We start from the raw sequence: 14,810 nt of genomic DNA, 5'->3' as shown, positions 1-14,810 counted from the left end.
TTAATATTGAATGCATTAAAAGTAATCAGCTGGAACACAACATATTTTCGTTGTTTATGCGCGAACCGTTCATTTCAGTCTAGACTGAAATGAAGCCTGCGCGAAGTGAGAAGCCGATGACAACTGCTGTACTTATTTGCGACGATTCCAACCTGGCCCGTAAGCAATTGGCAAGAATTCTACCACAGGAGTGGCAAAGCAACCTGTTTTTTGCCGGCCATGGCGCTGAAGCTATGGATACACTGCTGCAACAGCGCATTGACTGGTTGTTTTTGGATTTAAATATGCCGGTAATGGATGGTTATCAGGTACTTGCTGAGTTGAGAAAACGCCAGATAGTACTGAATGTGGTGGTGGTATCCGGTGATGTACAGCCTGAAGCGTTCGAACGGGTTAAAAGCCTGGGCGCGCTCGATTTTATCCGCAAGCCGGTTGATAGTGCCAAATTACAACAATTGATGCAGCAGCATGCTATCAGCGCCCGTGCTACACCGGTATCGGCTGTTATACCCAAGGCTACGGCACCGGCTGCTGAGCTGAACGCGGAAATGCGCGATGTGTTGCAGGAGCTGACTAACGTAGCCATGGGCCAGGCCGGCGACCTGTTAGCAAGGTTACTGAATGTCTTTGTTAAATTACCCATTCCCAATGTTAATCTGATTGAAGTCAGTGAGCTGCATATGGCGTTGGCGTCGGTAGAGCATCAGGCGACAACGTCTGCCGTATGTCAGGGTTTTATTGGTGGCGGCGTAGCCGGCGAAGCGCTGCTGATCCTGACGGATTCCAGCTTTAAAGATATAGCGCGCTTAATGAATTATCAGGGGGAGTTGACGGTTAAGGTCGAGTTGGAGCTGTTGATGGACATTGCCAATATTTTGATTGGTGCTGTGCTAAAAGGCCTGGCCGAGCAAATAGACATGAGTTTCAGCCAGGGGCATCCTGTGGTGCTGGGACAGCATGCACCGGTGAGTGAATTGATTATTGCTAATGCCAAACGCTGGCGCAAAACCCTGGCGATTGAGTTGAGTTACGGTATTGAAAATTACAATATCAGCTGCGATTTACTGCTGCTGTTTACCGAGGACAGCTTGAAAACGTTGAACTATAAAGTCGCATTCTTGCTGGAGGAGTAACGATGTCAGAAGCTCAGGTTGATGTTTCCGAAATTCACTGGTTAATGGACATGTTCCAAACCGTGGATGTTGGTTTGGTAGTCCTGAATTGTGATTATCGTATTCAGGTATGGAATGGTTTTATGGAAAACCACAGCGGGTTAACACCAAGGCAGGTGCGTGACAGATATCTGTTTGATCTATTCTCGGAAATAGACGAAGACTGGTTACGGCGCAAGTGTGATCCGGTGGTATTGCTGAAAAACCGTGCTTTTACCATCTGGGAGCAAAGGCCCTATATCTTTAAGTTTCGCAACTACCGGCCTATTACCGGCAGTGCCGAATATATGTATCAAAACAGCACCATCTTCCCGCTGACCGACACCCGCGGTGAAGTAACGCATCTGTGTTTTATTATTTATGATGTTACGGATGTTGCCGTAAGCCGGTTGGAGCTGGAGTCGATGAACGGCCGCTTGCGGCAACTGACCAAAACCGACTTTTTGACCGGTTTGTTTAACCGCGGTCATTGGGAAGAAAACCTGCTGCAGGAATTTAAACGCCTGCAGCGCTATACGCATCAGAGCACACTGTTGATGTGCGATATAGACCACTTTAAACGTATTAACGACACCTATGGCCATGCTGCCGGCGATGAGGTGATCAGAGCCGTTGCCGATGCGGTGCGCAGTAATTTACGGGCCACCGACATTGCCGGTCGCTATGGTGGCGAAGAATATGCAATATTGCTGGTCGATACCAATATTGAACAAGCCGCCTGCCTGGCAGAGCGTTTGCGCCAGTCGGTCGAACAATTAAAAATTAATTATAACGGCCAACTGCTTGGTGCAACCATCAGTGTGGGTCTGGCGCAACACAGCAACAGCATGACAGAACACCGGCAATGGATAGAAGCGGCAGACAAGGGCTTGTATCAGTCTAAAGCTGCCGGACGCAACAGAGTCACCTGTCATCAGTTTGCAGCCGCCGGCGGCTAATCATCGCCGGGTTCAGTTTGTTCAGGGCAGCTGTACAATGGCTTAATACTGCCATCCTCGTTTTGTTGCTCCAGATACACGCTAAAGCCCCATAGCCGGTGCAGATGTTTCAGTACCTGTTGTTGGCTGCTGGCCAGCGGGATACGGTTTTGCGGAATATAGCGTAATGTCAGTGAACGGTCGCCGTTAAAGTCGACATTGTGCACCTGAATATTCGGCTCTATCTGGCTCAGATTGTACTGCTGCGACAGCATCTGGCGGATACGCTGATACCCCTCGGCATTGTGAATGGCTGCCACTTCAAGGCTACCTTCTTCGTCATCGTCGATAATAGCAAACAGGTGAAAATCACGGATCACCTTAGGTGACAGATACTGGCTGATAAAGCTCTCGTCTTTAAAATTTTGCATGGCAAAATGCAGGGTATCCAGCCAGTCACTGCCGGCAATATCGGGAAACCATTGTTTATCTTCTGCAGTCGGCTGTTCGCAAATACGGCGGATATCACAAAACATGGCAAAACCCAGTGCATAAGGGTTAATACCGGAATAATATTTACTGTGATACTCCGGCTGTGCTACCACATTAGTATGGCTGTGCAGCACTTCTAACATAAAGCGGTCGCTGACTTTTCCCTCATCATACAGGTGCTGCAAGATAGTGTAATGCCAGAAGGTCGCCCAGCCTTCGTTCATTACCTGTGTTTGTTTTTGCGGGTAAAAATACTGCGAAATCTTACGCACTATACGCACAATTTCCCGTTGCCACGATTTTAATAACGGGGCATTTTTTTCAATAAAGTACAAAATATTTTCTTGCGGCTCTGCCGGAAAGCGGATTGTTTGTTGTGCGGCACTGCTGGCTTTTACCGGAATAGTACGCCATAAGTCATTCACCTGAGACTGAAGATAGGCTTCACGTTCCTGCTGGCGTTTTTGTTCTTCGTCCAACGAAATTTGTTGCGGCCTTTTGTAGCGATCCACGCCATAGTTCATCAATGCGTGGCAGGAATCCAGCATGTCCTCTACTTCGCTGATGCCGTATTTTTCTTCACACTGGTTAATGTAGTTCTTGGCGAATAGCAGATAATCAATAATGGAACCGGCGTCGGTCCAGGTCTTAAATAAATAATTGTTTTTAAAGAAAGAATTGTGGCCATAACAGGCGTGTGCCATAACCAGTGCCTGCATGGTAATAGTGTTTTCTTCCATCAGGTAGGCAATACAAGGGTTAGAGTTAATCACTATTTCATAGGCCAGCCCCATATTGCCGCGTTTATAATTTTGCTCGGTTTGAATAAACTTTTTACCGTAAGACCAGTGATGGTAACCCAGTGGCATGCCCACACTGGAGTAAGCGTCCATCATCTGCTCGGCAGTGATCACTTCGATTTGGTTAGGGTAGGTATCCAGCCGGTAATGCGCGGCAACCCGGGCAATTTCCTGATGATACGCATCGAGTAAATCGAAGGTCCAGTCGGGCCCGTCAGATAAGCATGGTGCTGTTTTAGCTTTTGCTTTGGCCATAAAAAACCTCACTGGTGAACAGGGATGCGCTCAGGCTGCCTGCTTTTTAAACAGCTCGCGAAATACCGGATAAATATCACTGACATCCTGAATATGCTGAATGGCAAAGTTATCAAAGGCCGGTAGCAGCTTCTCGTATTCCTGCCACAGGCTCTGATGTGCCCGCGGCGTAATTTCAATATAAGCATAGTAACGTACCAGCGGCAGTAACTTATTAGCCATCAGCTCAGCGCAGGGCGCGCTGTCGTCGGTCCAGTTATCGCCGTCTGATGCCTGGGCAGCGTAGATATTCCATTCGGCCGGGTTATAACGCTCCAGCACTATGTCGTACATCATTTTCAGCGCGCTGGAGACTATAGTGCCACCGGTTTCCTGCGAGTAGAAAAACTCTTGCTCATCAACCTCTTTGGCCTGAGTATGATGGCGGATATACACCACTTCGACATTCTTGTAACTGCGGCTTAAGAACAAGTACAGCAGGATATAAAAACGCTTGGCCATGTCTTTAGTGGCCTGGTCCATTGAACCGGATACATCCATCAGACAAAACATTACCGCTTTGCTGGTGGGTTCCGGCCGCTTTTGGAAATTGCGAAAACGTAAGTCGAAACTGTCGATAAAGGGCACCGCAGCAATACGTTGTTTCAGCTCTGCAATTTCTGCGCTTAACAAACGCAGTTGCTGCTGATCCGGTAGCGGTTCGTGCTCCAGCGCGGCCAACTGTTGCTCCAGCTCGCGCAATCTGGCCTTCTTACCTGCCGTCATGGCTACGCGCCGTGCCAAAGAGCCGCGTAACGAGCGCACTATATCAATATTGCTTGGTACCCCCTCAGAGCGGTAACCGGCGCGCACGTTTTTATACAGCACCAGCTTATCTAACTGGTTCTTCTTCAGATTAGGCAGCTCTAAGTCTTCAAACAGTAAATCCAGATACTCATCTTTTGAGATGGAAAACACAAAGTCATCTGTGCCCTCGCCATCTGCGCTGGCATCACCCTGGCCCGTGCCACCGGCGCCGCCTTGTGGCCGTTTAATCCGGTCACCCGGGCTGAACTGATCATTGCCCGGATGGATAATTTGCCGCCGGCCGCCTTTGCCCTGATGAAAAAACGGCTCGCTGATGTCTTTACCCGGTACCGTTACGCTTTCGCCACTGCTGATATCGGTTACGCTACGCTTGCTGATGGCGTCAGACACCGCCTTTTTAATTTGCTGCTTATAGCGGCGAATAAAGCGCTGGCGGTTCACCGCGCTTTTATTCTTACCGTTAAGTCGTCTGTCGATAAAATGCGCCATACTACCTCCGGCTTCGCGTATTACTGCGATTTGCGTACGCGCAAATACCATTCAGATAACAGCCGCACCTGCTTACGGGTATAGCCTTTTTCCATCATCCGGTTGACGAAGTCATCGTGTTTCTTCTGGTCATCGGTTGAGGTTTTGGCGTTAAACGAAATAACCGGCAGCAGCTCTTCTGTGCTGGAGAACATCTTTTTCTCAATCACAGTGCGCAGCTTCTCGTAGCTGGTCCAGGTGGGGTTTTTGCCGTTGTTTTTCGCTTTGGCCCTAAGCACAAAGTTAACAATTTCATTGCGGAAATCTTTCGGGTTACTGATGCCGGCCGGCTTTTCAATTTTCTCCAGCTCAGCATTCAGTGCGGCGCGGTCAAACAACTGGCCGGTTTCCGGATCGCGGTACTCCTGGTCCTGGATCCAAAAATCGGCATAGATCACGTAGCGGTCAAAAATGTTCTGGCCGTATTCAGAATAAGACTCCAAATAAGCGGTTTGTATTTCCTTGCCGATAAACTCGATATATTTCGGAATTAAATAGCCTTTTAAATGCTCCAGATAGCGCTCGGCAACGTCGGCCGGGAACTGTTCTCGCTCTATTTGTTGCTCCAGTACATAGAATAAATGCACCGGGTTGGCGGCGACTTCGGTGCTGTCGAAGTTAAATACGCGCGATAAAATTTTAAAGGCAAAACGGGTTGATAAGCCGGTCATGCCTTCATCTACCCCGGCGTAATCACGATATTCCTGATAGGATTTTGCTTTCGGATCGGTATCTTTTAAGCTTTCACCGTCGTACACCCGCATTTTGGAGTACAGGCTGGAGTTATCCGGATTTTTCAACCGCGATAACACCGCAAACTGCGCCAGCGAAATTAAGGTGCCGGGCGCACAGGGCGAGCTATTCAGTTCGCTGTGCTCCAGCAGTTTTTGGTAAATGCGCATTTCTTCACTTACGCGCAGACAATAGGGCACTTTTACAATGTAAACGCGGTCGAGAAAGGCTTCGTTATTTTTGTTGTTACGGAAGGTTTGCCATTCCGACTCATTACTGTGTGCCAGAATAATGCCGTCAAACGGTAGCGCTGCCAGGCCTTCGGTGCCGTTATAGTTACCTTCCTGGGTAGCGGTAAGCAGCGGATGCAGCACTTTAATCGGTGCTTTAAACATCTCGACAAATTCCATCAAGCCCTGGTTGGCGCGGCACAGAGCACCGGAGTAGCTGTAGGCATCCGGGTCATTCTGGGCAAAGTGCTCCAGCTTGCGGATATCCACTTTACCTACCAGTGAAGCAATATCCTGGTTGTTTTCATCACCGGGTTCGGTTTTAGCTATCGCCAGTTGGTCAAGAATAGACGGGTACTTTTTCACGACCCTGAATTGGCTGATATCGCCGTTATACTCATGCAGCCGTTTGCTGGCCCAGGGCGACATAATATTACGCAGGTAACGTTTGGGAATGCCGTATTCCTGCTGCAGAATATTGCCATCTTCATTAACATCGAACAGGCACAGCGGGTTGTCGTACACCGGCGAGCCTTTCAAATAGTAGATTGGAATTTGCTGCATTAAATGTTTTAGTTTTTCTGCCAGCGAAGACTTACCGCCGCCCACCGGGCCGAGTAAGTACAGAATTTGTTTGCGCTCTTCCAGCCCCTGAGCCGAGTGCTTAAGGTAAGACACTATTTGTTCTATGGCTTCTTCCATGCCGTAAAATTCAGAGAAGGCCGGATAACGGGCAATAACCCGGTTGGAAAACAGCCGGCTCAGTTTAGGGTCCTGTGCCGTATCTGTCAGTTCCGGTTGGCCGATGGCCAGTAATAAGCGCTCTGCCGCACTGGCGTAGCAGCTCTTGTCGTCTTTACATAACGCCAGAAACTCCTGAATACTATACTCTTCTTCTTTGGCAGCCTCGTAGCGTGATTTGTAGTGCTCAAAAATACTCATTTGCACCTCCGGCTTATAAACATCGGGAAAGGGTAGCAGCCTGGCTGTTACTCTAAGGTTAGACAGTAAAGCGGATTCCCGCCTGTCTAATTGACAGAAAAATCTACAATTTTCTTCAGGCTGTAGGCTGTGGCAGGGAAAAGGTTTAGTCAGGCCGAACGGCCGAAATGTAAAGCAAGGCGGACAAAAAACCCGGCATCAGCCGGGTTTTGTGCAGAACAATAGTGTTATTTGGCGAAGTTTTCGTTAGCAAACTTCCAGTTAACCAGCGCCCAGAATGCATCCAGGTAGGTTGGCCGCGCATTGCGGTAGTCGATGTAGTAAGCGTGTTCCCACAGATCTACTGTCATTACCGGTGTAAGGCTGGTATCGGTTAATGGCGTAGCTGCGTTGCTGGTGTTGACGATGTCGAGGCTGCCATCGGCTTTTTTCACTAACCAGGTCCAGCTTGAGCCAAAGTTATTTACGGCTTTGTCGTTAAACGCTGTTTTAAAAGCGGCGAAAGAGCCCCACTTGGCATTGATGGCGTCAGCTACAGCACCGGTTGGCTCGCCACCACCGTTTGGTGATAAACAGTGCCAGTAAAAAGTATGGTTCCATACCTGAGCGGCGTTATTAAATACACCACCTTCTGAGCTGCGAACGATCTCTTCCAGTGACTTACCGGCGAAAGGAGTACCTTCAATTAAGCCGTTTAACTTCACTACATAAGTATTGTGGTGTTTGCCGTAGTGGTATTCCAGCGTCTCGGCTGAAATGTGTGGCGCTAAGGCGTCTTTTGCATAAGGTAATGCGGGTAATTCAAAGGCCATTGTCGTTCTCCGTTGGCGTTGTTTATGATGTCTGCATGGCGTAGACTACAAAACCTGACTAAAATACTCAAGTTTTGCAGTGTCTGATTATAAGCTGATCCAGTGTAACGCGCTTTGATGATCAGTTTGGTACGTTGTAACACGGAAGTGGGGATTTTTTCGTAAATCTCAAGTGCCACAGCGCACAGAACAGCGTAAAATGTCAGCCAATGTAGAAATGCACTTGTTGTGAGGTATTAATGGAAACGCTGGACAAAATAAAACAGCAAATTGCTGAAAACCCTATTCTGTTGTTTATGAAGGGCTCACCGAAATTTCCCAGTTGCGGCTTCTCAGCACAGGCATCGCAAGCGCTGATAGCGTGTGGCGAACAGTTTGCCTATGTCGATATTTTGCAAAACCCGGATATTCGTGCTGAATTACCCAAGTACGCGAACTGGCCAACCTTCCCGCAGTTGTGGGTTGACGGTGAACTGGTTGGCGGTTGTGATATCGTGCTGGAAATGTTTCAGCGTGGTGAATTGCAGCCGTTAATTAAAGAAACCGCGGCAAAACACAAAACCGATACTGCGGCAGAATAAACCCTGCTGCAAAAAACGAAGGCCGCTGTTTGCGGCCTTCGTGCTGTTATGCGACAGCGTCAGTGTCATCATCCCCAGCACTGTCATCCGGCTGGATATTGGCCATCGGCCAGCCGCCCAACTGTTTCCAGCTATTGACGATATAGCAGAATAATTCGGCAGTACGCTCGGTGTCGTACAGCGCACTGTGTGCTTCTTTATTGTCAAATGCTATGCCAGCAGCTTTACAGGCTTTTGCCAATACGGTTTGGCCCACCGCTAATGCGGCCAGGCTGGTGGTATCAAACGAAACAAACGCATGAAACGGCGAGCGTTTAAAGTTAAGCCGTTCGATCGCCGCATTTAAAAAGCCCTGATCAAAGGCGGCATTGTGCGCCACTATTACGCTACGCTGACAACCGGCATCTTTTTGCGCTTTGCGCACGGCCTTGCATATTTCGGTAATGGCTTCACGTTCGTGTACGGCACCACGTAACGGGTTAAACGGGTCTATGCCGTTAAATGCCAGTGAGCTGGCATCCAGGTTGGCGCCTTCGAATGGCTCAACATGAAAGTGCAGGGTTTTAAGCGGAATTAAATTGCCGTCCTCATCCATATCGAGCAAGGTGGCGGCAATTTCCAGCAAGGCATCAGTTTTAGCATTAAAGCCTGCGGTTTCCACGTCGATAACTACAGGGTAGTAACCACGAAAACGCTGAGCCAGTTGAGAATTGGGTTGTGTCATAACGGCGCCATTTAACAAATCAGCGGCTATTATGCCAAAAAATTAGCGCAGCGTCTTGTTACGGCATAGTGTTTGCTTTAGATATCATTAGTAACAGGTATCAGTAGTACAGATAAACCCTGAAGGGCATGGCTTGATATGCCGATAGTGGTGGGAAACCGGAAAATGCGAACCTTATTAGCTTTTAGTGTAATGGCCTTTAGTTGCCATCTGCTGGCGCAGCCGCAGCTGCGTCAATATTCTGCCGGTATTGAGCAGTCGGTATGGCAGTTAAACCGTAATACGCCATTAGAATGTCAGTTGCAACATGAAATACCGCATTTTGGCCAGGCGGTATTTCGCAGCGTGGCCGGCAAAGCGCTGAACTTAGATTTTGAACTGCAAATGCTGCGTTTGCCCGATGGCTATGATTTAGCCGAAGTACTGTCGGTACCGCCGGCATGGCGGCCCGGAGAGCCGGCCAAAGCGGTGGCCAATATGCAGCTGCTGAAACAGTACAACGGCGATTTACCGAAGAAAGCTGCCTGGACATTGCTCACCGAATTAGAGCAGGGCTTTAGCCCGACCTTTTATTTCAGCGACTGGCACAGCCCCTATGACAAGGTGGCGGCTTCGATAAACCCGGTACAATTTTTAAAGCAATATCAGCAGTTTAATCAATGTATTTCAGCGTTACTGCCATACAGCTTTGACGATATCGCCTTTACGGTATTAAGTTATGAAACCGGCGGCGACCAGTTAACGCGTGAGTCTCAGCGCCGGCTGGCACAGATTGCCGAATACTTAAAATACGACCAGGATATTGAATACATAGAAATTCAGGGCTATACCGACAGTTACGGCGGCCGTTGGATGAATGAACAGCTATCGGTAAAGCGGGCAGAGAAAGTAAAAAGCTTTTTTGTTGCAGCAGGGATGAGTGCCGATAAAGTGCAGGTAGAGGGCTTTGGTGAGCGGCGCCATGCAGCGCCGAATGATACTGCACTTGAACGTAAGAAAAACCGCCGCGTAGTGTTGCAAATGACTAAGCCCTGAGGGCTTAGTTTTGTACCATAATATCTACCTGACGCCAGTCATCTTGGCTGGAAATTAAGATCCTGATTTGATTGCTGTTGACGTTAAAATACAAATGCTGCCGGCCGTACAGCGTCTGCTCATTTACCGGCTCGCCCAGACGTTGAATATAAAAATCACGCAGACTTTGTTCGGTCTGCTGACTAAAATAGCTTAGCACTGCCGGTATTTTATTATCCAGCCGGGCAAACTCCCGGGCGTCAGATGCAACAGGGATCTGAAAGAAATCTTGGGCGGCCAAATTACTGCTGAATGCCAGTGTGAGGCACATTAAAACTGCAGCGCGCATGTATTATCCTTGGTGTGAGTATTAATCTGGCCATACATTAGCAAATATCCGGGCCTTTTGCCCAGCGTTATGGCATATCTAATGCCAAATCATAGTCTTGCTTCTTCTCCAGCAAACGCATAGCCGACAAAATTTTCTCACCACTGAATGGTTTGACGATAAAGGTTTCCGCCCCCATTTGAATACTTCGTGTCACATTTTCCAAAGTGCTGGCGCCGCTAATCATAACGACACGGCACTGCGGCCTTGTCTGCTTGAACTGTGCTAATAATTCCAACCCGGAGCTGTCAGGTAGCTCAATATCCAGAAACACTATGTGTGGCTGGTGCAGCGTGAACAGTACTTTGGCATCAGCTGCTGTACCGGCGTTAAAAAAGCTAAAGGTGGTGTGGGTTAACAACCCGGTATCAGATAACGCCTGAATATTGTTGCGCAGGAGTTGCCGGCTGTAATCAACATCATCAACGAGCAGAATCTTTGGCGTTTTCATCTGATGCTCCTGTTTGCCGGATAAAGTGCAAAAAATGCCGGCATTGCTCCGTTAAGTCGTTATTGCTGGCTTCAGTTACTAAACGCTGTTGCAACGCATCAGCCAATTGCGTTAGTCCGGCATGACCAAAGCTGGCGGCACTACCTTTAACCTGATGACAAATTTGCCGCATCAATTCAAGGTCGTCGTGCTGCAAAGCTTCGGCAAAGTGCTGGCTAAGTTGCTGCAGGTTCTGGTAAAACAAGCTGGCCAGTTCCGCTGTTACCTGCAGTGGCACAATGTGTTGCTGCGGCGTTTGCTGCAATAGTGTGGCAAGAAAGGCAATGTCGACAGGTTTTTGTAGTACCTGATCAAAACCCTCAGCAGCAACGCTGTCGGCAGACATGGCGAACACCGGTCTGTTATAGCCCAGACGACGCAGCAAATGCACGGCCCGGATACCATCACATACCGGCATCTGGATATCGGTAAGCACAATATCATACTGGTAGCTCAGGGCTGCCGTAACCAGCTGCTCACCATTTTCAACGCTGCAGGTATGTACACCCAGGCTTTGACACTGTACGTCGAGCAAAGAGCGCAAGTACATGTCGTCCTCGGCGATTAAAATCCGTTTTCTATTTGTCATATTGCATCCTGACTTTACCGGGCCGCGCCAAAGCGGTTCGGCTGTAGCCGCTGTTTTAGCTGCACTGATAACGGTAGTGGCTCGGCGCAGATTTGGCAAGCCAGGTGTTCTGCCAGCAGTGGCGACAACATAATGCCGCGAGCTCCCATAGCCCCCAGCACGTATAAACCCGGTTGTCCGTTTATGTTTCCTGCCAGCGGCAAATGATCCGGCACCGTAGCCCGGAACGCCGCTGCCGCACTTACGGCCCGGCTGTCAGCAAACCAGTCCGGTTGGTTAAGTTGGTCATTAACCAGTTGTAAATTCTCGCTATTATCCTGCTCGCTGACAAAAGCTTCTGTTGCACCACGGTCGAAGGTAGCGCCAACACAATGCAGCCCCTGCCAGCCCGGGGTGATATAGCCCTTATGGCACAGCACGGTTTTCAGCGCTGTCATGGTTTTACTTTGCACATGGCTGACCTGGCCGCGGATTTTATTCAGTGGCAGCTTTGCTGTTGGCGAAAATTGCGCCAGCTTGCTGCCACAGGCCAGCACCAGGTTGTGGGCGGTAAGCTGGCCTGCCGTTGTTTGCAACAGCCAGTCGCCGTTGGCATTGACGGATATCGCATTGACGTTACAGTTCAGGCTAAGCCGGAACGAGGCTTGCTGTTGCAGCCAGGCCAGTGCCTGTTGGCAAAATTGCTGCGGGTTTAACCAGCCGGCCAGCGGTAAATAAATGCCGCCGTATGGCAGCGCTAAACCTGCCAACTCGCTTGCTGTGGCCGCGTCAACGGCCTGCACCAGTTGCGGCGGCCACAAGGCATTATCAATTAATTTTTGCTGGCGCTGTTGCAGCAGCTTGTTGCTGGCCAGATGCAATAAGCCGCACCAATCCATGGCAAAATCCAACCCTTGTGTATGCCAGTACTGATAAAAATGCCGTGCATATAAAAACGCCTGCACATGCAGTTGGCTGTCGTCGGTCAGGTTGGCGTGCAGGTTAGGATACACCGCGCCCTGGCGGTTTTGTGATGCCTGCAGTGCCACGTTGCTGTCTTCACAAATCAGGTGTACAGCAATGCCGCGCTGTTGCAGTGCCAGCGCGGTGCAAATTGAGGCAATGCCACCACCGACAAGGGTAACATGCGTTGGCGCCGGCTGTGGCAGCGTTGCTGGCGTGTCAAAACAGGCTGTCAGCATGTCGCGTTTACGGCCAAAGCCTTTAATTTTTTTTACGCTGAACCCTGCCTGTTGCAAGCCGCGTTTTACTATGCCGGCAGCAGTAAAAGTAGACACTGTGCTGCCGTGTTGGCTAAGCCTGGCCAGGCCGTTGAACAGCTCGTCCTGCCACATGTCCGGGTTTTTACCGGGCGCAAAGCCATCCAGATAAACCGCATCGACAGTGGCGCTCACTTCAGGCAGCAGTGCATTTACATCGCCCAGCCATAAATCCAGTATCACGCTGCCGTTGTCAAAACTCAGCCGGTGGCAACCGGCAACGGCGGGTGGGTAAGCGGCCAGCAACAGCTTACACAGTTCCTGCAGCTCGGTATGTACCGCCAGTGCACGTTCTAAGTCGGCATAGCTTAGCGGGAATTTCTCAAAGCTGCTGAAATACAACCGTTGGCAAGTTGCACCGCCGAATAACTGCTTGTGCCGGCGAAAACGCAGCCAGGTCAGCAAAAAATTAGCCCCGGTACCAAAGCCGGTTTCAACAATATGAAATGCCGGCTTATTGTGTGTTTGCCAGCGCTGTGGTAAACCGTTTTGCTGTAAAAACACGTAGTCGGTTTCGGCCATGCCACCGTCTTCGGAGAAATAGATATCGTCAAAATCAGACGCGACCGGGGCACCCTGGTCATTAAAGTGTATTTTGGCGTTGCTAATCTGATTGGCGTTAGGTTGTGACATAACAGGTTGGTCCACCACAAAATTCGGCTTGTAGTTTACCCTAAGCTACCGCAGAATTGAAAACAGAGTACAAGTGTGCGCTGAAAGCTGACCACTTAGTAACACAAAATACGTACAATGACGCACAGTATTATTTTAACCTTGCCGGCATCAGGCTGGTTGATGGGAGTAAGCATGAAAAGAGCGGTAATCACAGGTATTGGTATTGTTTCCAGTATTGGCAATAACAAAGATGAAGTACTGGCGTCGTTACAGGCGGGCCGTTCAGGCATTACCCGCGCAGAAGAATTTGCGCAAATGGGTCTGCGCTCACAGGTGTGGGGCAACATTAAACTGGAGCCATCAGAGCTGATTGACCGTAAAGCCATGCGTTTTATGGGCGATGCTGCAGCCTATGCTTATATCGCGATGCAAGAAGCGATGCTGGACGCCGGTTTTACCGAAGAGCAAATTTCCAACCCGCGTATCGGCCTGGTCGCCGGCTCCGGCGGTGCCTCATCTAAAGTTCAGGTAGAAGCGGCAGATATTCTGCGCGAAAAAGGCGTAAAGCGGGTTGGCCCTTATGCGGTGCCTAAAACCATGTCCAGCACCTGTTCTGCTTGTTTGGCCACACCGTTTAAAATTAAAGGCGTGAATTACTCTATCAGTTCGGCTTGTGCCACCAGTGCGCATTGTATCGGCCATGCGGTAGAGCTGATCCAACTGGGTAAGCAGGACGTGGTCTTTGCCGGTGGCGGCGAAGAAGTACACTGGACCCTGGCGATGGAATTTGATGCGATGGGCGCGCTGTCGACCAAATATAACGACACACCAGAGCTGGCATCGCGTACTTATGATGCCAACCGTGACGGCTTTGTGATCAGCGGCGGTGGCGGTATGGTGGTAGTAGAAGAGCTGGAGCATGCGCTGGCCCGTGGCGCCACTATCTATGCTGAAGTGGTCGGCTATGGCGCGACGTCAGATGGTTATGACATGGTTGCACCAAGCGGTGAAGGCGCCATACGTTGTATGCAAATGGCGATGCATGGCGTGACAGCTGAAGTCGATTACGTTAACACCCACGGCACCAGCACACCGGTAGGTGATGTAAAAGAGCTGGGCGCTATTCAGCAAGTGTTTGCCGGTAAGTCGCCGGCCATCAGTGCCACCAAAGCGATGACCGGCCATGCCTTAGGCGCCGCGGGTGTGCATGAAGCCATCTACTCCTTGCTGATGATGAAGCACAGCTTTATTGCACCGTCGGTGAATATCGGCGAGCTGGATGAAGCAGCGCAAGGGCTGAATATTGTCACTAAAGCGACACCGGCTGAGCTCAATACCGTGATGTCAAACAGCTTTGGTTTTGGTGGCACTAACGCTACTTTAGTCATGCAAAAATATCGCGGCTAATCACAAACGTTAGCCAACACCGATAAACAAAACGGGCGCTTAAAGCGCCCGTTTTG

The 14,810-nt window shown here is 49.7% G+C and carries 14 protein-coding genes; 5 read left to right on the top strand and 9 right to left on the bottom strand.

Features of this window, described 5'->3' with window-relative positions; all coding sequences use genetic code 11:
- The first annotated feature begins 116 nt into the window (after positions 1-116).
- Entirely contained in the window at positions 117-1,133 is a 1,017-nt protein-coding gene (locus ACTZWV_RS11940) for a response regulator (RefSeq protein WP_444786757.1), read from the top strand.
- A 2-nt stretch (positions 1,134-1,135) separates the two neighbouring features.
- Positions 1,136-2,110 (top strand): sensor domain-containing diguanylate cyclase, encoded by a 975-nt coding sequence (locus ACTZWV_RS11935; protein WP_444786756.1) that lies wholly within the window; start codon positions 1,136-1,138, stop codon positions 2,108-2,110.
- Here the strand turns inward: ACTZWV_RS11935 and ACTZWV_RS11930 are convergent.
- From ACTZWV_RS11930 to sodB, 4 genes are all read right to left on the bottom strand, one after another.
- Positions 2,107-3,636, bottom strand: a complete 1,530-nt coding sequence (locus tag ACTZWV_RS11930) for a SpoVR family protein (protein ID WP_444786755.1) — start codon at positions 3,634-3,636, stop codon at positions 2,107-2,109. The two genes, ACTZWV_RS11935 and ACTZWV_RS11930, sit on opposite strands and share 4 nt — an antisense overlap.
- A gap of 30 nt (positions 3,637-3,666) precedes the next feature.
- Positions 3,667-4,932 (bottom strand): YeaH/YhbH family protein, encoded by a 1,266-nt coding sequence (locus tag ACTZWV_RS11925; RefSeq protein ID WP_444786754.1) that lies wholly within the window; start codon positions 4,930-4,932, stop codon positions 3,667-3,669.
- Between the two features lie 20 nt (positions 4,933-4,952).
- Complete coding sequence (locus tag ACTZWV_RS11920) at positions 4,953-6,875, bottom strand: PrkA family serine protein kinase (RefSeq protein WP_444786753.1); 1,923 nt, start codon at positions 6,873-6,875, stop codon at positions 4,953-4,955.
- Between the two features lie 227 nt (positions 6,876-7,102).
- Positions 7,103-7,687: a superoxide dismutase [Fe] gene (sodB, locus tag ACTZWV_RS11915; RefSeq protein ID WP_305552884.1), complete on the bottom strand. Its 585-nt coding sequence runs from the start codon at positions 7,685-7,687 to the stop codon at positions 7,103-7,105.
- Between the two features lie 239 nt (positions 7,688-7,926).
- Between sodB and ACTZWV_RS11910 the strand changes: the two genes are divergently transcribed.
- Positions 7,927-8,268, top strand: coding sequence for a Grx4 family monothiol glutaredoxin (locus tag ACTZWV_RS11910; RefSeq protein WP_444786752.1), 342 nt, complete (start codon positions 7,927-7,929; stop codon positions 8,266-8,268).
- A 46-nt stretch (positions 8,269-8,314) separates the two neighbouring features.
- Here the strand turns inward: ACTZWV_RS11910 and rnt are convergent, their stop codons facing one another.
- The gene (gene rnt, locus ACTZWV_RS11905; RefSeq protein WP_444786751.1) at positions 8,315-8,992 is read right to left on the bottom strand and encodes a ribonuclease T; all 678 of its coding nucleotides are present in this window, start codon (positions 8,990-8,992) and stop codon (positions 8,315-8,317) included.
- A gap of 165 nt (positions 8,993-9,157) precedes the next feature.
- Between rnt and ACTZWV_RS11900 the strand changes: the two genes are divergently transcribed.
- Complete coding sequence (locus ACTZWV_RS11900) at positions 9,158-10,027, top strand: flagellar protein MotY (protein ID WP_444786750.1); 870 nt, start codon at positions 9,158-9,160, stop codon at positions 10,025-10,027.
- A gap of 4 nt (positions 10,028-10,031) precedes the next feature.
- Here the strand turns inward: ACTZWV_RS11900 and ACTZWV_RS11895 are convergent, their stop codons facing one another.
- The 4 genes from ACTZWV_RS11895 to mnmC all read right to left on the bottom strand — a co-directional run bounded on the left by ACTZWV_RS11895 (position 10,032) and on the right by mnmC (position 13,365).
- Positions 10,032-10,355 (bottom strand): hypothetical protein, encoded by a 324-nt coding sequence (locus tag ACTZWV_RS11895; protein WP_444786749.1) that lies wholly within the window; start codon positions 10,353-10,355, stop codon positions 10,032-10,034.
- A gap of 67 nt (positions 10,356-10,422) precedes the next feature.
- Positions 10,423-10,845 (bottom strand): response regulator, encoded by a 423-nt coding sequence (locus ACTZWV_RS11890; RefSeq protein ID WP_444786748.1) that lies wholly within the window; start codon positions 10,843-10,845, stop codon positions 10,423-10,425.
- A complete protein-coding gene (locus tag ACTZWV_RS11885) occupies positions 10,817-11,473 on the bottom strand; it encodes an Hpt domain-containing response regulator (RefSeq protein ID WP_444786747.1) in 657 nt (218 codons plus the stop codon). Before ACTZWV_RS11885 ends, ACTZWV_RS11890 begins: the two co-directional genes overlap by 29 nt.
- Before the next feature lie 14 nt (positions 11,474-11,487).
- Positions 11,488-13,365 (bottom strand): bifunctional tRNA (5-methylaminomethyl-2-thiouridine)(34)-methyltransferase MnmD/FAD-dependent 5-carboxymethylaminomethyl-2-thiouridine(34) oxidoreductase MnmC, encoded by a 1,878-nt coding sequence (gene mnmC, locus ACTZWV_RS11880; RefSeq protein ID WP_444786746.1) that lies wholly within the window; start codon positions 13,363-13,365, stop codon positions 11,488-11,490.
- Between the two features lie 174 nt (positions 13,366-13,539).
- Between mnmC and fabB the strand changes: the two genes are divergently transcribed.
- Complete coding sequence (gene fabB, locus ACTZWV_RS11875; protein WP_305552890.1) at positions 13,540-14,754, top strand: beta-ketoacyl-ACP synthase I; 1,215 nt, start codon at positions 13,540-13,542, stop codon at positions 14,752-14,754.
- Positions 14,755-14,810 lie beyond the last annotated feature (56 nt).

This window comes from Rheinheimera sp. NSM (assembly GCF_052380015.1).
Classification (GTDB): Bacteria; Pseudomonadota; Gammaproteobacteria; order Enterobacterales; family Alteromonadaceae; genus Alishewanella.
This window is presented reverse-complemented; position numbering and strand designations above follow the sequence as displayed.